Origin of the sequence: Priestia sp. FSL H7-0729, assembly GCF_038005685.1 — a bacterium.
Classification (GTDB): Bacteria; Bacillota; Bacilli; order Paenibacillales; family Paenibacillaceae; genus Paenibacillus.
On sequence record NZ_JBBOTQ010000004.1, the window covers coordinates 163,550 to 182,897 of the forward strand.

Below are 19,348 nucleotides of genomic sequence, written 5' to 3' on the forward strand. Positions count from 1 at the left end.
CTTATATTTATTTTTTTAGATTAACTATTTACATACACAATTAAATTGTGTACAATGTAATTGTTGGCGATACAGAAGAGGACAAAATTTATTTAAATAAATCTAATCAACCAAAGGAGTTTTCAACCATGAAAACATTATATGAAACAACAGTTATTAATACAGGCGGACGTCAAGGAATCGTACAATCCCCAGATAACGTGTTTATGTTGGATGTGGCGGCACCACCTGAACTCGGAGGACAAGTGACAACAGCAACGAATCCGGAGCAGTTGTTTGCAGCAGGGTATAGTGCATGTTTTAACTCCGCATTGGAGTTCCAATTGAAGAAACACAAAGTTGAAATTGAAAGAAGTACTGTAGCTGCTACCGTAATGTTGGTGACGGATTCAGAGGATAACGGCGTGAAGCTTCAAGTCGATTTGGAAGTTAAAATCCTTGGTTTGGATGAAGAAACAGCACAGAAGTTTGTGAAACTTGCCCATGACTACTGCCCATATTCCAAAGGAATTAAAGGGAACGTCAATGTTAACGTAGAATTGGCTTAATCATTGAAACTATGTTTTGAAGATAAGAAACCTCCGAGAAATCGGAGGTTTTTGGTGTTTTATACATAAAAATCAATTTCATACTCAATTATGGGTTATAATGGTATTAAGATTACACAAAACTGCTGAAAGGGGAGTGTACTTTATGATGGATTTTAGCAAACCACCCCATGGCTCTGAGACCGATACCCACCGTCAGCGTCATCAGGAGAATGAACAGAAATACCTGTCCGGAGGCAAGAGCGTTTGGTATGAAATCAGCAACTGGCTCATTCTCGGAGGCATCCTCCTTGTCATATTTTTATTATTTAAATACGTTTTTTAAATAGACACACAACCGGGCGAATCCCCATATGATGCATTACATCAGTAAGCATTTGGGGAAATGGGGAATCCGGTATGGCAAAAGCAAAGGGTAAGAAAGCTCCCGCATTAAAGAGTGACAAAATTCGTGTATCCATGAAGTTGGTCACTTCGGATGTATGTGAGAGATGCAAGACACCATGTACACGAGGAATGGATTACGCTGCACGGATGAGAATCGAAGGGGCTATTGGCAAGGGGGTTCCCTGTATCCTGACCCGCCATACTTCTTCTTAAACTCTTCCTATAATGCCGTATATATAACAATGATAGATCAGGGGCACCCTTTTATGAGGATCGCCTCTTTTTTTGTATTCCAAGGGGTGGAAAAAATTCTGGATAAAAAATGAAAAATGATGAAAAACAGCGCAACTTTGTGGATGAATCTACAGTATAAATGTACAACAGCTAGCAGCAGGGGAGGGAATATTGACGGGATGAAATGGAAACGAATATTGCTTTGTGTCACGGTATTCTCCTTGCTCGGCGGGTCTTTATTATTTGCAGATTCGGTGAATGAGAAGATTCGTGTTCTCATTAACGGCAAGGAAGCAGCTGATGGAGGTTATCTCATTGATGGAACCACCTATGTACCTGTAAGGGAAGCCGGAGGTGTCGTCAAATGGGATAGCAGTAACAAGAGAGTAACGGTGATCAAACCGAATGTACATATTTTTCTCTTCAAGGGAGACACTGTATTTGGCAACGTTAACGTAGGCAAGCTGAAATTCAATGTATTTTCACAAGTGGATAGTCTGACAGCAGATGTAGCTGCGGTGAAAGTAACGATTACCAATCCGAGCGGTCAGGTGAAGGATATCCAGTCGCAGGAACTTACAACGCAGAAGGATAACTTCTGGTTCCGCACTTACGATTTTACGTACGATTTCAGTCGTGCTGGCAAGTACCAAGTCGGCTTTCATATTAAAGAAAATGCAAACAGCAACTACGTCCTGGTAGCGGAGAAAATCATTACAGCGCTGAATGATTGAAGCGAAAATAACCCTGTCAGTTAAATTGACCTGGGTCAGTGAACATGTTACGATATGCAAGGTTACACAATTTCTATTTATAAAGCGAGGTATTTCAATGAGCGATCACACACATGAACACGGCGATGGCTGCGGATGCGGGCAAGACCACGACCACGACCACGAGCATGAAGAAGTCCTTCTCACATTAACAGACGAGAACGGCCAAGACGTGGAGATGGTTTTGGTGGAGACGTTTGACGTGGAGAAGCATGTTTATGCGCTCCTGCTGGAACGTAACAATCCTGAAGCTGACGGCATCATCCTGCGTATGGAAGAAGAAGACGAGGAAATGGTGCTCTACAATATTGAAGACGAAGAAGAGTGGAACCGCGTTGAAGCGGCTTACAACGAACTCGTTGCATCACAAGAATAGTCATTCTTTTGGAACATAACATGAAGGCTCCTTGATTTTCAGGGAGCCTTTTGTTTGCTTTTAAGAAGTGCACAAGCGTATGTATGATTGGTTTGAACGACGAAGTAGACGGGAAAATGCAAACTCGTTTCTTCTACAGAAAAAAAAGACCAAGCGCAAGGCTTGGTCATTCAGTATATCCTTTGCATAGCCCTAAGGGTTGTTTTAGAAAATGGCATCGGCTTCCACGATCACTTTAACGTTGGTTACGCTACGATCTTCGGGTCCTTTGACAGGCAAGCCGACTTCGACATGATCGATGATGTAATCGATGTTTTCCTGGGTAATAACCTCACCCGGTAACAGAATCGGAATTCCTGGCGGATAAACATAGATGAATTCCGAGATAATACGTCCTGCAGACTCCTTAAACGGAATCACTTCGGTATCACCGTAGAATGCATCACGTGGCGTCAGCATCAACTGTGGAATATCCGGAACTTTTACCACCAGTTCATGAGCCGGGTTCACTTGATAATAGGTACGGGAGAGATCCTGCAAAGCGTTCAGCAAGATATCCACGCTGTCATCCGTATCTCCTGGCGTGATGAGACACAGAATATTGTACATATCACTAAGTTCGACCTCGATGTTGTAATGCTCACGCAGCCAGTTCTCTGTCTCATATCCTGTAATACCCAGATGGCGAACATGGACCGTTACTTTGGTTGGATCATAATTGAAGGTCGCTTCTGTACCCAGCAGCTCTTTACCGAAGCAATACAGTCCATCCATATCGTTAATCGAACGTCTGGCAAACTCGGCTAGTTCAATCGCCTTTTGTGCAATCTCACGACCGTGGAGCGCCAGATTACGTCTTGATGTATCGAGTGAAGCAAGCAAAATGTATGAAGTGGATGTTGAGGTGAGCAGACTCAGGATCGTCTGTACACGCTGTGGATTCACGAACCCATTCTTCGTGTTCAGGTTAAGTACGGAACTCTGTGTCATGGAGCCACCAAGCTTGTGAACACTGGTTGCAGCCATATCTGCGCCTGCTGCCATCGCAGACAACGGCAGATCCTCATGGAAATGAATGAGTACGCCATGTGCTTCATCTACAAGTACAGGGACTTGGTAGCTGTGTGCCAGCTCAACAATCTCTTTTAGGTCTGTAACTACGCCGTAATAGGTTGGGTTAATTACAAGCAATGCCTTGGCATCCGGATGACGCTCAAGTGCGCGACGGATAGACTGTGTGGTCACTCCATGGTCAATACCCAGATTGGCATCTTGAGATGGAGAGACAAATACGGGTTTGGCGCCTGAGAAAATGATGGCGGACAGAACCGATTTATGCACATTACGGGGCACAATAATTTTGTCACCCGGTGAACATACAGACAGAATCATGGTCATAATGGCACTGCTTGTGCCTTGTACACTAAAATAGGTATAATCGGCTCCGAAGGCATCTGCTGCCAGAATCTGTGCTTCCTGAATGACACCGGTTGGCTGATGAAGATCATCTAGAGGTGCGATGTTAATCAAATCTATGGAGAAGGCATTATCGCCAATAAATTCACGGAATTCGGTATCCGCTCCCAATCCTTTTTTATGGCCCGGAATATGAAACTGTACCGGATTGAGTGCCGCATGATTTTTTAAAGCGGTAAACAGCGGCGTACGGTGGTGATTCATCAGTGCTGTCACAACCCTTCCTAATAAAATTGGTAAACAAAGATGAGTATAGCAAATTAAGACCCGAATGCAACAGTAATAATCGACAATTTTTTAAATTGCCGAGATTTGGTCACATTCCCCGGGGTTACACTAAGGATAGGGGATCGGTAAATGAGCGTCGAAAGGGGAAAAAGAATGCAAACCGACACAAAACCAGCCAAAATTTTGCGATCACCATTTTTTATCGCAATGTGGCTGACACTTTTTCTGGTTGAAATTATCAAAGGAGCCCTGTTGGTAGCTGTTCTGCCCGTGTATATGGACAATATCCTGGGTCTGTCCGCAGGTGTCATTGGTGTGGCATTTGCTCTTCAATATCTGGGAGATAATCTGTTCCGGGCGCCTTCCGGCTGGGCAGCAGAACGGATCGGATTCCGCGCAACGATGGTCACAGCACTAATCTGTACCTTAATCGCTGTTATTATGATTCTATTTCTCAAAAGTGCCGTTGGACTGGCCATGGCCTGTCTGATTCTTGGCATTGGTACATCACCGCTCTGGCCTTGCGCCATGACAGGGGTGACTGCGATGTCAGGACCACAGAACAAGAATGGTACAGCAATGGGCGCGCTGGAGATGGCGGCTCTGGGTGGAACAGGTCTTGGACCCGTGGGCATGAACTGGTTGCTGGAGCGTACGAATCATGATTATCGGACCATATTTCTGGTGTTGATGGGTTGTGCCATTCTCGTTATTCTGGTGGCCATGATTCTTCCTGGACGTGTCATTGTCGAAGGAGAGCATGCTGAGCAAGCGGCGAAGAATAAGGATTCAAAATATCCAGCCAAACCGAATTTGCTCACACCGTTCATCCGGCTGCAAAAGAGCGTGAAGGGCACACTGCAACGGGTACGCAGCACGCTTAATGTTAATCCGCTCGTGTACCCTGCCTTGTTTATGCAATCGTTTGTCATCGGGCTGCTCAGTCCAGTAATCACGCTATATACACGTACAGACCTGCACATCTCACCGAACCTGTATAGTTTGTTGCTGATTGCAGGTGGTGGAATCACCGTTATTGCCTTACTGCCTGTAGGCAAAATGGTAGACAGGTTTGGCACGAAACCGTTCCTGAACGTTGGTTTTTTGATGGCGTCAGCAAGTCTGTTCGCATTTTCCTCCATAACATCCATTCCGGTAGTCTTTGGTGTTGTTATGTTGGTGGGCGTCAGTTATGCCATGATTCTGCCCGCCTGGAATGCGTTTGTAGCCACACTGATTCCCAAAGGGGAGCGAGGAGCGATCTGGGGATTCTTCCTTACCTTGCAGGGATCTGGTATGGTGGTAGGCCCCATTGTATCCGGACTGCTATGGGATCATGTTAGCCATCTGGCTCCGTTCATCGGGAGTGCCGTTGTCATGGCAGGACTTGCCGTAGTGCACTTTGTATTATCCCGCAATCCGTTTCGTACCGCTCCAGCCAAATAAGCAAAAGAAAGGGAGTTCCGTCAACCGTTTTGGTTGTGGAACTCCCTTTTTGGTGTCCGTTATACCACGAAAATCGGGGGCTTGCCCCTGTGCGTCTGCGGAAAGCTGCAATCCGGCGGTCCTTTCGGTGAAAAATAGTCAAATAACCAAGTACCCTTACATAAAATGAAGTATAAAATAGGGTAAGCCGATTGAGTAGAAGCGATTGAAGACGAGGGCCGGAGTTGATCCGGTACAGATGGAGGGAGTGCCGTGAATAAGAGTTATGAAGTTGAATATTGCAATCTGGAGCTGCGGTTCAACCGTCGGCATATCCAAAATTTGATCAAAGACCTTATTCGTGAGGGGTATTCACTATATTGGAGCGAGGACGAATCCTTTTTTATCCTGTCTGTCCGTACTGGTCGTAAGCTGGTAAAGCTCCGTTTTCAACAGACACGCAGTGGAAACTATAAGATGACAGGCGATTACCTTATCAAGGACGCGAAGCTTGCGGAGTGGCTGGAGAAGCTGATTGGAGATACACGCGGGCATGCGGTTGTGAAGCGGTTCAAGGATCAGCAGATGACCGTGGAGAACATTTTATTCGGTGAAGTCATTCGGCTCGTGGAGGTTTCCGGTTTCAAGCAACGTGTAATCTTTCAAAAGGAACCTGCGCCGACGGCGGAAGAGATGGAAGAAATGTTCCTCTCACGCGAAGGTGAGGAAAGGCTCATGTTGTTGCGCATGGAATTGGACGATGAACTGGAGCGTCTGCATACGGCCATTCAGGTGGATAATGTGGATAAAGCCAATGCCTGCCGTGAAGTACTGAAACGGTTATCTGGGCATCTGTTGATGCTGGAAGGATGAAGGATAAATCTTCTGATTATAAACTGAGTTAAGAGCCCTGGTGCATGCCAGGGCTTTGTGGTTATGTAACAAGCCATTTGCACGTACAATCGTCGTTAAACCGTTTTGTCATTTAGGGGCGACAAGGATCAAGAATAGAGTAATCAGAGTTCTCAATCCAAAGATCGAATTCGTTCACCCCTTTGTTGAGTAGCAGGTCAGCTTCAAAAGAAGTGAGGGGTACCGCCCACAATAGCTCTATTGTTTCATCACCTACATGGAACTGTTCGAGGGATTCTTTTTCTCCCCGCAGTTCATCGATGAGAAAGGCGGTTGCATTCCAACGGGCTGGCGCTAATTCGCTTGATTTCATCACACGTGGAACCTTTGAATCCGGTACATTTTCGATGTGATGGGAGATCAGATCGACCAGATATGTGTTGACACGCTCTACATCTTCACCGCCAAGATCCGGTTGCAACGCAAGCATCCATTCAGCGGCTACCCGCTTTCCTGAAGGCCGAGTTGCCTGAGACAAGCCTACTGTTACAAATCTTGCGATGCCTGAATGAACCGTGGCAGGAAAGAAATAGATTTCTACATGAATGTTTCTGTCCGGCTTGGAAAGAACGATCCTGTGCTCCGGCATCCCCCATTCATTCATATATGCCCCCAGAAGAAATGTTCTTCGAATATCCAGGGAAAACCGTTCTTCGTTCGAAAGCTGCTCAAACGCCATGATGTACGCTCCTCCTTTTTTGATCAGAGTTCATGGATATGATTATAACATTGTACTAATACAATAATTGGATTACCTTGTCATGGTGTATTGTCTTCACGGTTGTATTTATGAAAATACGATGAACACCTCGGCAGATTGGGGTGTTTTCTTATTGTGACACGGTGTCACGGGGTTCACTTCTATGCATAAAACCGTTAAAATGGGAATATTGTTGAGAATTTATTTCAATAAAATTAATTGGAGCAAAGGATGGAGGACCAGATGACAAAACAACAAATTGGCGTAATTGGCCTGGCTGTCATGGGCAAAAATTTGGCCCTTAACATTGAAAGCAAAGGTTTCTCAGTATCGGTATATAACCGTTCCCCGGAGAAAACCCATGATCTTCTGAAAGAAGCTGAAGGTAAAAACCTGACAGGCTCATTCTCCATTGAAGAGTTCGTAGCATCCCTGGAATCCCCGCGTAAAATTTTGATCATGGTACAAGCCGGCAAAGCGACCGACGCTACCATTGAACAACTGCTTCCTCACCTGGATGAGGGCGACATCATCATCGATGGAGGGAACGCATACTTCCCTGACACACAACGTCGCAGCAAAGAGTTGGAAGACAAAGGCATTCGCTTCATCGGTACAGGTGTATCCGGTGGTGAAGAAGGCGCATTGAAAGGCCCTTCCATCATGCCGGGTGGACAGGAAAGTGCTTATAAACTGGTTGAACCGATTCTGACGGCGATCTCGGCCAAAGTCGGTGAAGATCCATGTTGTACATATATTGGACCTGATGGTGCCGGACACTATGTGAAAATGGTGCATAACGGTATCGAGTACGGAGATATGCAGTTGATTGGCGAAGCGTATCACTTGCTCAAATCCGTATTGAACGTTTCCGTTGAAGAGCTTCATGAGATCTTTACGGAATGGAATCAAGGAGAGCTGGATAGCTACCTGATCGAAATCACGGCAGATATCTTCTCCAAATACGATCCAGAGACCGGCAAACCAATGGTTGACGTTATCCTGGATGCGGCTGGACAAAAAGGAACAGGTAAATGGACAAGCCAAAGTGCGCTCGATCTCGGCGTACCATTGTCCATGATCACAGAATCCGTATTCTCCCGTTTCCTGTCTGCGATGAAGGATGAGCGTGTAGCAGCTAGCAAAATCCTAAATGGACCAGCAACTGAAGCATTCTCTGGCGACAAAAAAGCATTCATCGAGAGCGTGCGCAAAGCGCTCTTTGCAAGTAAAATCGTATCCTACGCTCAAGGATTTGCACAAATGCGTGCAGCTTCCGACGAGTATGGCTGGGATCTGAAATACGGCAACATTGCCATGATCTTCCGTGGCGGATGTATCATCCGTTCGCAATTCCTGCAAAACATCAAGGAAGCTTATGATAAAGACGCAGCTCTGAAAAACCTGCTTCTGGATCCTTACTTCCAAAACATCGTTGAATCCTACCAGGATGCATGGCGTGACGTTGTAGCGGCGGCTGTAAAACAGGGTGTTCCAGTACCTGGGTTCTCCAGTGCACTGTCTTATTACGACAGCTATCGTACAGAGCGTTTGCCAGCAAACTTGCTGCAAGCACAACGTGACTACTTCGGTGCTCACACGTTCAAACGTGTGGACAAAGAAGGCAGTTTCCACCACAACTGGATGGAGTAGTACCATAGATACGAATCTGATGAGATTTTGGACAGAGCTGCTTAAAGTGGCGGATATGGCCCGCTAAGAGGCTCAAAAGAGGTTTGGCGTTCCGGTGATTGCCGGTAAACGTCAGGCCTCTTTTTGGTCTTTCCCCGTCCGCAGGGCTGTGTTATGATAGGACAAAAGTGCTCACGAATTGCTTGAATTAAAGGAGTGTACACCTTGAGCAAGTCTAACAATATTATTCTCATCGGCATGATGGGAACCGGCAAATCAACCGTCGCTGACATGCTTGCACGCGAGCTTGGTTATCGATTGATTGATGTAGACGCCGCGGTGGAAAAAGAGGAAGGCTGTACGATTCCGGAGCTGTTCACTGGCAAGGGAGAGACGTATTTCCGTGATGCCGAGAGCCGCATGTTGTGTTCGGTACTGGAAAAGAAGTCACAGGTCATTGCGACCGGAGGTGGCGTGGTGCTGCGTTCGGATAATTGTGATGTGATGTTAAACAATGGTTGGGTGGTTGCCTTGACAGCTGATCCGGCAGTGATTGTAGAACGTGTTAGCGGCTGTGACAATCGTCCACTTCTTGCAGGCAATGCAGAGGAACGCATCAAGACAATTATGGAAGAACGGAAAGACGCATACCAATTCGCGCATTATACGGTGGATACAACTCAGTTATCTGCTGCTGAAGTGACTCGTTTAATTTTAGCGCATTACCGCGTCTAAGCTTGTTATCATCGAAGTTTGATGATGGATAGGTGGGGGCAGATATAACAAAACGGGCCATATTGGCCCGTCCGTTTCTAGGAGTAGAGTGGGTTAGAGGTCTAAAGTTACCTATGACTTCGATCCGCTCCAGATTTCTTTAGTCTTCCTGTTGCCACTGAAGCATACCGCCGACCATGTTCGTACAGCCTTCATATCCGAGTTGCTGCAGATATTCACATGCACGTTCACTGCGGTAACCGCTACGACAGATGATTACGATCTCGCCTGATTTCTCAATCTCAGACAGTCGGTCCGGAATCTGTCCAAGCGGGATATGCTTGGCTCCTTCGATCATGCCTTGCGCCACTTCATCGTCCTCGCGGACGTCTATCATCTGCAGCTTCTCTCCCGCCTGTAAACGGCGACGCAGCTCAGACGTTTCAATTTCAGCTATTTGTGTCATATTCAGGTCCTCTTTTCTGTATGGACTTAACGCCTATAATGATACCCATCCGATGCACGGAATGTCAATTTGGCGACAATATAATCAATGAAGGAGAATTTCATCCATGGACGTTATTGTTAAACCAACCCCCACTCTGAACGGGGAAATCGGGGCTCTGTCCTCCAAAAACTACACTACCCGCTATTTGCTGGCTGCTGCGCTGGCAGAAGGCACAAGTACCATTCATTTCCCGGCACACAGTGAAGACAGTGACGCCATGCGCAGATGTATTCGTGATCTTGGGGCTGAACTTGAAGAAGACGACAGCAAGATTGTGATCAAGGGCTTCGGCAGTCATCCCCGTGATGTACGTGAGTTGAATGTGGGGAATGCGGGTGCTGTACTTCGTTTCCTCATGGGAGTTACAGCGCTCTGCCCGGACGTTACATTTGTAAATACGTACCCGGATTCGCTGGGTAAACGTCCGCATGATGACCTGATTGATGCGCTTGGTCAACTGGGTGTAGAAGTACAGCACGAACAAGGACGCTTGCCGATTACCATCAAAGGTGGCAATGCCAAAGGTGGACACATTCGTGTATCCGGCTCCGTCAGCTCCCAATATCTGAGCGCATTGTTGTTTGTTACGCCTTTGCTTGCAGAAGACAGCACCATTGAAGTGCTGAATGACCTGAAGTCCAAGGTCGTTATCGGACAGACGCTGGAAGTGCTGGAGCAAGCAGGCATCGTTATCCATGCAAGTGATGATTACATGTCCTTCCGTGTACCAGGTGGACAGGCATACCAGCCAACGACTTATACCGTACAAGGGGATTACCCTGGATCAGCAGCAGTTCTTGCAGCAGCAGCGGTTACACAGTCTGATGTGAAAATTCTGCGCCTGATGGAGCACAGCAAACAGGGCGAACGTGCCATCGTTGACGTGCTGCGCATGATGGAAGTGCCATTGACACATGAGAACGATGTCGTACACGTTCAAGGAAATGGCAGACTGAAAGCAATCGAATTCGACGGGGATGCCGCAACAGATGCTGTTTTGGCGATGGTAGCCGCAGCTGTGTTTGCGGAAGGCACGTCACGGTTCTATAATGTAGAGAACCTGCGTTACAAGGAATGTGATCGAATCACCGATTACTTGAACGAGCTGCGGAAAGCAGGAGCGAACGTCGAAGAGCGTCAAGCTGAGATTATCGTGCACGGACGTCCGGAAGGCGTAGAAGGCGGCGTTGAGATTAACGCTCACTACGATCATCGCGTAATTATGGCGCTTACAGTCGTTGGTCTGCGTTCCAAGGAGCCGCTTCGTATTCGGGATGCACACCATGTAGCCAAGTCTTATCCGCAATATTTCGATCATTTGCAGGCGCTTGGCGCCTCGGTTCAATGGGTAAAAGAGTAATAACTGAAAATCAGTCTTTTGAACACGCACTTTAATCAGAAAAGGATGGTGCTTGAACATGGAATTTAACAACCCTACTCGTGAAGAAATTGGACAACTTTTGCGCAAGGCAGGCAACATCGCAGTCGTTGGTTTATCAGACAAATCGGACCGTACTTCCTATATGGTGGCTGAAGCCATGCAGAGCAGAGGCTACCGCATCATCCCGGTTAACCCACAGGTGCAAGGTGAAATCCTTGGCGAGACCGTATATGCTACGCTTGCGGATATTCCAGAGCCGGTAGACATCGTCAATGTATTTCGTCGCGATGAGTTTTGCGCCGATGTTGCTCGGGACGCAGCTGCCATCAAAGCGAATGTCTTGTGGCTACAGCTTGGCATCCATAGTGATGAAGCGGTCCAGATTGCTGCTGAGAACGGCATGACAGCGGTAACGAATCGTTGTATCAAGGTAGAGGATTCCATCGTTCTGCGCGGCGCTGGACGCGGCTGAGAGGCTCGTTCACCTGTGATCGAATGATCTCCTGATCTGAACCATTTGAATGAACATAGGTTGAATCCCGTTAACTTGAAGTTGACGGGATTTTTTCTGTTCTATTTTTGCCGATTTAATTACCAATTGGATACTGTTTTGCTTTGACAAAACGTTGCGTAAAGCTTACCATCTAGGATAGAAAGGAGAGGTCGCCATGAATTGGCTCGGATCCTTGCAGCAGCTCGGACGAGCGGTAATGCTGCCTACAATGGTCCTGCCCGCCGCCGCAATTTTGCTCAGTGTTGGCAGTCTGCCTTGGGACGCCTGGGGATTGGATATTGTCGGTGAAGTGTCTACCGTGGCCGGACACGGTATTTTTTATTTCTTACCGTATTTGTTCGCTGTCGGTGTAGCACTGGGACTCTCCAACCAGGCCGGACAAGCGGGACTTGCTGCTCTGGCTGGTATCGTGATATATGATCAGGTGACTCGGAACTTCGGTGACGGCACCGTTCAGCCCGCTTCCTTAATCGGAATCATACTCGGCGCGCTTGCCGGTGGGATGCATAATCGGTTTAAAAGCATTAAACTGCCCGAAATTTTACAATTCTTCGGAGGTTCAAGGTTTGTTTTGCTCATCGTCGGACTTTGTTCGGCATTGTTTTCCTGTTTTATGTTATGGCTCGCTCCGATTTTACAGCATGGATTAAACGCCATTGCCACTTGGGAATACAGTCTCGGGGGATTTGGCTTGTTCATCTACGGAGTGTTATACAGGGTACTGGTCGCTTTTGGACTTCATCATCTGCTTAACAATGTGTTTTGGTTCCAGTTAGGAACGTTCGAAACGCCTGATGGTAACATTGTACAAGGGGATTTGCCCCGATTTTTTGCAGGTGATCCAACCGCAGGATTCTTTATGGCTGGTTTGTTTCCGATCATGATGTTTGCCATTCCGGCAATAGCCTTTGCGATTATTCAGGAAGCCAGGGAAGATCTGAAACCGAAAATCAAGAAAACTTTTCTGACTTCGGCGCTCGTATGTTTTCTAACCGGCGTATCGGAACAGATTGAGTTTGCTTTTTTGTTCGCGGCACCGTACTTGTTCATCGTACATGCAGTGATGTCTGGCGTTGCCATGTGGATTAGTTACTGGCTTGATATCCGGCATGGTTTTTCTTACTCCGCAGGTATTATTGATTACATACTCAATTTCCATCTATCGGAGAATGCTTGGAAGCTCATTCCGATTGGCATACTATATGGGCTGGTTTATTACTTCCTTTTTCGCTGGGCGATTCGTACGTTCAAGATTCCAACACCAGGACGCGAAGAGGGCTCCATGCTGGAAGATTGGGTAGGCAACATTCCTTATCAGGCACCTTTAATCCTCGAAGCATTGGGTGGAAAGAGTAACATTGTACAGGTTGAAGCATGTATTACACGTCTTCGCCTGACTGTGCATGATGATCGCCTGATCGACACAGGTGCGATGAAGAGTATGGGGTCAGCTGGATTAATCAAGCTGGGTGGCGGTAACGTACAGGTGGTATTCGGGACCTACTCGGAATTGATTCGGGAAGAAATCGCGAAGCTGCTGGAAAGAGATCTGCAACAGGTTCTGTTCTGTGCTCCCGTTCAGGGTAAAATGCTACCGATTGAAGAGGTGCCGGATCAGATCTTTGCAGCCAAACTTGTTGGGGATGGTGTAGCCTTTGTTCCGGAAAAGGGAGAACTGGTCTCACCCGTGTACGGAACAATTATGCACTTGTACCCGACCATGCATGCCCTGGGTATATCCACCCGAGAAGGGCTTGAGGTATTGCTGCATATCGGCATCGATACCTCTCAGTTGAAAGGCCATTTTGAAGCTTTTGTTCAGGAGGGCGATACGGTGGAGCCAGGGCAGTTGTTGATCAAGTTTGATTTGGCAGTACTTCGCGAGCAAGCGGCGTCACTGACAACACCAATGGTCATTACGAATCCAGATCGCGTAAAATCATGGAGTTTTGCTCCATTTAAGCAAGTGAAGAAAGGTCAGGCATCCGTTATGTCCGTGGTGCTCTATGACAGGAACGTTGGAGGGGTAGAATGAAGATACAAGGCATCAACGCAGCTGCAGGCATAGCCATCGGCAAAGCATTTGTCCTGCCCAGTTGGGAATGGGATCTGCCGGATCAAAAGATGGATTCGGTGGATCTCGCCCAAGAGTTCGAACGGCTGTATGAGGGCATACGGACATCAAAGGATGAGATCGAATATATCAAAAATGAGTTCAAGGAAGTTGTTGGCCCGGAGGAATCCAGTATCTTTGATGCGCATCTGGCAATCCTGGAAGATCCGGTATTCATGAACGAAATTCGCGGTATTATTGAGCGTCAATATAAGGCAGCAGAAGTGGCGGTCAAAGAAGCCATTGACCACTTTGTCACGATGTTTGACTTACTGGAAGACGAGTATATGAAGGAGCGTGCCATTGACATCAAGGATGTGGGCAACCGTCTGCTCAAGCATTTGCTTGGTGCACCGGAGATTACACTTCCTTCAGATACCCAGCCGTATGTACTCGTTGCCAAAGAACTGTCGCCATCTCAACTGGCGCATCTGAATCCCACCCATGTACTAGGCATTGTGACTTTGATTGGCGGGAAAACATCACATTCTGCGATTATGGCTCGTGCTCTTGGCATTCCTCTCGTTTCCGGTCTGGAAGCGAGTCTTGGCATGCCGGTAGAGACAGGGGATATGCTTGTTGTGGATGGTGACAATGGCTTGGTATTTACGGACCCGGATCGTAAAACGATTGAACGGTACACCATGCTTCGCAGCAAGCAACTGAAGAAAAAGGAACAACTTCAAGTACTCGCTACCGTGGATGCCGTAACCAAAGATGGGGCTGTTCTGCACTTGGCTTCCAATATCAGTTCAGTGAAGGAATTGGACCTTGCTTTGAAACAAGGAGCCAAAGGTGTGGGCTTGTTCCGAACAGAGTTCCTGTATATGGACCGTGCTACGTTCCCTGGCGAGCAAGAACAGTATGAGGTGTACCGTCTTGTCGCAGAGAAAACAGCAGGACAATCCGTTGTTATTCGTACACTGGATATTGGTGGCGACAAGCAACTCGATTACTTTGAATTGCCGGAGGAAGACAATCCGTTCCTTGGTTACCGTGCAATACGAATTAGTCTGGATCGCAAGGATCTGTTCAAAACACAGCTTACAGCCATTCTGCGCGCCAGCGCAGCGGGGAATGTCAAAATTATGTACCCGATGATCTCTTCGGTGGAAGAACTTCAACAAGCCAATGAGATTCTTCGTGAGGCGATGTCCGATCTGGACGAGCGCGGATTACCATACGACCCTCACATTCAGGTGGGAATTATGATTGAAGTTCCTGCAGCAGTGATGATTGCTGACCTGCTCGCTGAGGAAGCGGATTTCTTCAGTATTGGTACGAACGACCTGGTTCAATATGTGCTGGCAGTAGATCGAATGAATGAGCAGATCGCTCATATGTATCACCCTTATCATCCGGCTGTTCTGCGAATGCTTCGTGCGACAGCAGATGCGGCGCATACGGCCGGAATTGATGTCAGTGTCTGCGGGGAGATGGCAGGGGATGAGCGCGCCATTCCGCTTTGGTTGGAGCTTGGCATTCGCCACTTGAGTATGTCTCCGCAATCCCTGTTACGTGTGAAGCACAGAGTGCTGAACACAACAGCATTGGCTGCCAAAGAAGAAGCACGAAAGTGCTTCGCCCTGCGGACCAGCGGAGATATTGAGGAGCGATTGCAAGTCTTTAATGACTCCACAGGCAGTCCAGACGAACAAAGTGGTTCGAATGCATCGTGATTGGGATAAATGGATATTAATACCTTTAAGTTAATATATTTACATTTGTGATAATGATGTATTAGAAACCATGTTATATAAAATAACCCCACTGTGCCTGAGCGCACAATGGGGTTATTTTTATTTGTCAGCGAGTGCGTCACAGAATGCCTTACCGTAAGGTGGAAGGTCAGGTGGGCGACGTGCGGAGATGATATGTCCATCAACAACAACCGCTTCATCTTTCCAGATCGCACCTGCATTTTCCATGTCATCCCGAATGCCTGGTGTAGAGGTTACTGTAACCCCGTCCAGAATTTTGGCAGATATCAGCACCCAGCCCGCATGACAGATCTGTCCAATCGGTTTCCGGTCTGCATTCATTTCCTTTACAAGCTCCAGCACCTTGGGATAACGACGCAGCTTGTCCGGCGCCCAGCCGCCTGGTACGAGAATACCATCATACTCTGAACTGTCGAGTTCATCGAAACTGTATTCGGCTTCAGCAGGCACACCATATTTGCCAATATAGGTTTTTCCTTTTTTTTCTCCAGCAAGATGCACTTCTGCACCTTCTTCACGAACCCGATGCACAGGGTACCATAATTCTAAATCTTCGAATTCTTCATCGACCAGAGCGATGACTTTTTTACCGGTTAATCTCATGTCCATCTCTCCTTTTGGTGGTAATTAGGGATGTCGCATCTTTCATTGTAACAGATTCTCTGTGGGAGTTCATGGAAGTGCATGTTCACTTTGAGGGAAGCGATTACAAGTCAGTGAGTGCCTGCATTCGACAACCTTGATCTGGAGGGAGTGGTAATTTGTGCAACCTTTAATTTGCAGCAGGATTTGAGCCGAAATAGGTCGAATGGTACGTATATAGAGTATAGAACGAATGAGGTGATGGTTGTGCGCAAGTCGTGCAGATGTGGACATGTAATGGAGTTAGAATTAAGAACAGTGGTTTACGCCAAAAAGGTGGAGATTCGAAACGTACCCGTATTTGCCTGTACAGATTGTGTATCCTACGAAGTGCTTCCGCCAGTCAAGCCGGATTTAACAGAATGTATAAGCACACTGGGTGAACAACCGGTGAAGCAGGATGTATCTTTTGGAGATCGCAATGAACTGGCAGACCTGTTCCATGAGCAACTGCTGGCCTGGCCGGATGCGACGGATCGGGAGATGGAATATCGCATGCAGCAAGCGGTGGAAGAGCGCATTAATCTGCTGCTGGATATTATGGGTTACGCGACGAAGTCTGGAGATGCAGCGTGGATTGAGACCACAGAGCGCAGATTGAGTCAATTATCCGGATTTGTGTGGCAGGAGTACTTCTCAAATGCTGTCTAATTTTGACGTGTAAAATGCTTGTTTTCATGAAAATTGGCTTTTTCGCGCACTTTTTGTTAAGATATCGAAGAGTGAAAACGCTCAACATAGCGGTATTCCTGGTAAAGGGGGATGTATATCTAATGGCTGACATGACTAAAATGACAAGTATTGAACAGCTAAACTCCGCAGTGGAGGCTACCAAGGATCAACCTTTGCTTCTGTTTAAGCACAGTACGCGCTGTCCGATCAGCTCGAACGCTTATCAGGAGATGAACGATTATTTGCATAACAACGCCAATGAAAATGTGAAATACGGCATCATCTATGTTGTGGAAGATCGCCCAGTATCCAATGAAGCAGCAGATAAGCTGGGTGTTAAGCACGAATCTCCTCAGGCGATCCTGATCAAAAAGGGAATTCCTGTATGGCATACTTCCCATTCTGATATTACTAGAACCACACTTGCGAATGTTTTGAGTGAGTCCTAAAGCCTATTTTAATTGATTAATGCAAAAATTTGTCGTAATATAAATCTTAATGAAAATGGTATGAAAATTTACTGGTAATGGAGAGAAGTACTGTGACGGTAACCATTTATGATGTGGCACGTGAAGCTGGAGTGTCTATGGCAACGGTATCACGGGTAGTTAATAATAACCCTAATGTCAAACCGCAAACGCGGAAAAAAGTATATGAGGCCATCGAGCGGTTGGGATATCGTCCGAATGCGGTAGCCAGAGGTCTGGCAAGCAAGAAGACAACCACGGTCGGGGTCGTTATTCCGGATATTTCGAACTCAACCTTCGCGGAGATTGCCCGCGGAATTGAAGATATTGCGAATATGTATCACTACAACATTATCTTGTGTAATGCCGATAAGAAGAAAGAAAAAGAAATTCGTGTTATTAACACATTGCTCGAAAAACAAGTAGACGGACTGCTCTTCATGGGCGGAACAGTAACTGACGAACACATTCAGGCGTTCCAGTCTGCAGCTGTGCCGATCGTACTTTGTGCAACGAGTGATGAGAAGGGCACATTCCCTTCCGTGGATATTGACCATGAGGCGGCTGCGTTTGACGCGGTTAACACCCTGATTCGTCATGGACACAAGGAAATTGCGATGATCAGTGGTACACTGCAAGATCCTGCAAATGGTTATGCCCGTTTCCAAGGTTACAAGAAAGCTCTGGAAGCAGCGGGTATTGAATACCAGGAGGATCTCGTTCGAATCGGTAACTATCGTTATGAATCCGGTGTGGAAGCAATGAAATATTTCCTTGGACTTAAGAAAAAACCATCGGCTATCTTTGCAGCAACAGATGAAATGGCCATTGGTGCCATTCACAGCATTCAGGATGATGGTCTGAAAGTACCTGATGATTTCTCCATCATTAGTGTGGATAACATTCGTATGGCTTCCATGGTTCGTCCTCAGTTGACGACAGTGGCTCAGCCTATGTACGACCTTGGCGCAGTAGCAATGCGTTTGCTGACCAAGTTGATGAAGAAAGAAAATGTGGAGAACCCACGGGTTATTTTGCCACATGAAACGATTCTTCGTCTGTCTGTAAGTCACGCAGATGTAGTGTAATCGGGATTATATATTATAAGGGAGAAGCTATTCTCTCTACATAGTGGATATGTGAAAGCTCCGGAGACGGAGCTTTTGTGCTGAATGAGATTATATTTAAGCAGGGGGTATCAGAGAAGATGCGTGAAACGATTGGCATTATTGGAGCGATGGATGAGGAAGTTGAGCTTTTGCTGGCAGGTATGAAGCAGCTGGAGACGGTCAAACAAACCGGAATTACATACGTTGCAGGCGAGTGGCTGGGTAAGCACATTGTCGTGTGCAAATCCGGTGTAGGTAAAGTGAACGCAGCAGTTACCACGCAGATCTTGATTGATCGGTTTCAGGTTGATCGTATTATCTTCACAGGTGTTGCCGGTGCAGTTCATCCGGAGCTGAACATTGGAGATATGGTTATATCGTCTGTATGTGTTCAGCACGATATGGATGTAACGCCACTGGGGTTCGAACGCGGGGTTATTCCTTACCAAGAGACATCGGCGTTCCCTGCCGAGGCTTCGCTTATTACACTGGCTGAAGAAGCGTGTAAAGCGCAGGGAGCCAATTACCTGATCGGTAAAGTGTTATCTGGAGACCAATTTATTGCGAATAAAGATACAGTTAACATGTTATATACCGAAATGGACGGTGCATGTGCGGAGATGGAAGGGGCTGCAGTTGCTCAGGTCTGTTACATGAATCGTGTACCATTTGTTGTCCTGCGTGGGATGTCGGATAAAGCGGATGGTTCGGCGCATGTTAACTTTGCTGAATTTACCGTGGAATCTTCGCAGCGTTCACATCGCATTGTGGAGCATATGTTAGAAAATATGTAATGGAAATATCCATTCAAAATGA

The 19,348-nt window shown here is 46.8% G+C and carries 21 protein-coding genes; 17 read left to right on the top strand and 4 right to left on the bottom strand.

What is annotated here, in order from left to right; translation table 11 throughout:
* Positions 1-128: 128 nt before the first annotated feature.
* The 5 genes from MHH93_RS11890 (at position 129) to MHH93_RS11910 (ending at position 2,318) form a co-directional block, all read left to right on the top strand.
* Positions 129-548: an organic hydroperoxide resistance protein gene (locus tag MHH93_RS11890; RefSeq protein ID WP_017687397.1), complete on the top strand. Its 420-nt coding sequence runs from the start codon at positions 129-131 to the stop codon at positions 546-548.
* A gap of 145 nt (positions 549-693) precedes the next feature.
* On the top strand, positions 694-873 hold the full coding sequence (locus MHH93_RS11895; RefSeq protein WP_500054212.1) for a hypothetical protein: 180 nt from the start codon (positions 694-696) through the stop codon (positions 871-873).
* A gap of 74 nt (positions 874-947) precedes the next feature.
* Positions 948-1,148: a hypothetical protein gene (locus tag MHH93_RS11900; protein ID WP_133385501.1), complete on the top strand. Its 201-nt coding sequence runs from the start codon at positions 948-950 to the stop codon at positions 1,146-1,148.
* Between the two features lie 200 nt (positions 1,149-1,348).
* Positions 1,349-1,903: a stalk domain-containing protein gene (locus MHH93_RS11905; protein ID WP_278298976.1), complete on the top strand. Its 555-nt coding sequence runs from the start codon at positions 1,349-1,351 to the stop codon at positions 1,901-1,903.
* Between the two features lie 97 nt (positions 1,904-2,000).
* Complete coding sequence (locus MHH93_RS11910) at positions 2,001-2,318, top strand: DUF1292 domain-containing protein (RefSeq protein WP_036614722.1); 318 nt, start codon at positions 2,001-2,003, stop codon at positions 2,316-2,318.
* A 204-nt stretch (positions 2,319-2,522) separates the two neighbouring features.
* On the opposite strand, the gene MHH93_RS11915 is transcribed toward MHH93_RS11910, so the two are convergent.
* On the bottom strand, positions 2,523-3,998 hold the full coding sequence (locus tag MHH93_RS11915; protein ID WP_278299186.1) for an aminotransferase class I/II-fold pyridoxal phosphate-dependent enzyme: 1,476 nt from the start codon (positions 3,996-3,998) through the stop codon (positions 2,523-2,525).
* Between the two features lie 177 nt (positions 3,999-4,175).
* Between MHH93_RS11915 and MHH93_RS11920 the strand changes: the two genes are divergently transcribed.
* Both MHH93_RS11920 and MHH93_RS11925 read left to right on the top strand, forming a co-directional pair.
* A complete protein-coding gene (locus MHH93_RS11920; protein ID WP_500054213.1) occupies positions 4,176-5,468 on the top strand; it encodes an MFS transporter in 1,293 nt (430 codons plus the stop codon).
* Positions 5,469-5,720: 252 nt separating this feature from the next.
* Positions 5,721-6,320, top strand: a complete 600-nt coding sequence (locus MHH93_RS11925) for a YkzI domain-containing protein (protein WP_500054214.1) — start codon at positions 5,721-5,723, stop codon at positions 6,318-6,320.
* A gap of 112 nt (positions 6,321-6,432) precedes the next feature.
* Here MHH93_RS11925 and MHH93_RS11930 read toward each other — a convergent pair whose 3' ends face one another.
* On the bottom strand, positions 6,433-7,038 hold the full coding sequence (locus MHH93_RS11930; RefSeq protein WP_500054215.1) for a suppressor of fused domain protein: 606 nt from the start codon (positions 7,036-7,038) through the stop codon (positions 6,433-6,435).
* Positions 7,039-7,302: 264 nt separating this feature from the next.
* On the opposite strand from MHH93_RS11930, the gene gnd reads away from it, so the two are divergent.
* Together gnd and MHH93_RS11940 are read left to right on the top strand one after the other, a co-directional pair.
* Entirely contained in the window at positions 7,303-8,712 is a 1,410-nt protein-coding gene (gnd, locus tag MHH93_RS11935; protein ID WP_500054216.1) for an NADP-dependent phosphogluconate dehydrogenase, read from the top strand.
* 204 nt (positions 8,713-8,916) lie between these two features.
* Entirely contained in the window at positions 8,917-9,426 is a 510-nt protein-coding gene (locus MHH93_RS11940) for a shikimate kinase (RefSeq protein ID WP_500054217.1), read from the top strand.
* Positions 9,427-9,565: 139 nt separating this feature from the next.
* Here the strand turns inward: MHH93_RS11940 and MHH93_RS11945 are convergent, their stop codons facing one another.
* The gene (locus MHH93_RS11945; protein ID WP_017687407.1) at positions 9,566-9,871 is read right to left on the bottom strand and encodes a rhodanese-like domain-containing protein; all 306 of its coding nucleotides are present in this window, start codon (positions 9,869-9,871) and stop codon (positions 9,566-9,568) included.
* Positions 9,872-9,977: 106 nt separating this feature from the next.
* Here MHH93_RS11945 and aroA point away from each other — a divergent pair, with 106 nt between their 5' ends.
* The 4 genes from aroA (at position 9,978) to ptsP (ending at position 15,600) form a co-directional block, all read left to right on the top strand.
* Positions 9,978-11,273, top strand: a complete 1,296-nt coding sequence (gene aroA, locus MHH93_RS11950) for a 3-phosphoshikimate 1-carboxyvinyltransferase (RefSeq protein ID WP_500054218.1) — start codon at positions 9,978-9,980, stop codon at positions 11,271-11,273.
* Positions 11,274-11,331: 58 nt separating this feature from the next.
* Positions 11,332-11,766 (top strand): CoA-binding protein, encoded by a 435-nt coding sequence (locus tag MHH93_RS11955; protein ID WP_091014241.1) that lies wholly within the window; start codon positions 11,332-11,334, stop codon positions 11,764-11,766.
* Between the two features lie 196 nt (positions 11,767-11,962).
* Entirely contained in the window at positions 11,963-13,843 is a 1,881-nt protein-coding gene (locus MHH93_RS11960; RefSeq protein ID WP_289389803.1) for a glucose PTS transporter subunit IIA, read from the top strand.
* Positions 13,840-15,600, top strand: coding sequence for a phosphoenolpyruvate--protein phosphotransferase (gene ptsP / locus MHH93_RS11965; protein ID WP_500054219.1), 1,761 nt, complete (start codon positions 13,840-13,842; stop codon positions 15,598-15,600). Before MHH93_RS11960 ends, ptsP begins: the two co-directional genes overlap by 4 nt.
* Before the next feature lie 120 nt (positions 15,601-15,720).
* Here the strand turns inward: ptsP and MHH93_RS11970 are convergent, their stop codons facing one another.
* Positions 15,721-16,245: a type 1 glutamine amidotransferase domain-containing protein gene (locus MHH93_RS11970; RefSeq protein WP_339235737.1), complete on the bottom strand. Its 525-nt coding sequence runs from the start codon at positions 16,243-16,245 to the stop codon at positions 15,721-15,723.
* Between the two features lie 276 nt (positions 16,246-16,521).
* Here MHH93_RS11970 and MHH93_RS11975 point away from each other — a divergent pair, with 276 nt between their 5' ends.
* From MHH93_RS11975 to MHH93_RS11990, 4 genes are all read left to right on the top strand, one after another.
* Positions 16,522-16,935 (top strand): hypothetical protein, encoded by a 414-nt coding sequence (locus tag MHH93_RS11975; protein WP_500054220.1) that lies wholly within the window; start codon positions 16,522-16,524, stop codon positions 16,933-16,935.
* A gap of 122 nt (positions 16,936-17,057) precedes the next feature.
* Complete coding sequence (ytxJ, locus tag MHH93_RS11980) at positions 17,058-17,405, top strand: bacillithiol system redox-active protein YtxJ (RefSeq protein WP_500054221.1); 348 nt, start codon at positions 17,058-17,060, stop codon at positions 17,403-17,405.
* Between the two features lie 92 nt (positions 17,406-17,497).
* The gene (ccpA, locus tag MHH93_RS11985; RefSeq protein WP_036614690.1) at positions 17,498-18,511 is read left to right on the top strand and encodes a catabolite control protein A; all 1,014 of its coding nucleotides are present in this window, start codon (positions 17,498-17,500) and stop codon (positions 18,509-18,511) included.
* A 119-nt stretch (positions 18,512-18,630) separates the two neighbouring features.
* Positions 18,631-19,326 carry a 5'-methylthioadenosine/adenosylhomocysteine nucleosidase gene (locus tag MHH93_RS11990; RefSeq protein WP_500054222.1) on the top strand — a complete coding sequence of 232 codons (696 nt, stop codon included), beginning with the start codon at positions 18,631-18,633 and terminating at the stop codon, positions 19,324-19,326.
* Positions 19,327-19,348: the final 22 nt, after the last annotated feature.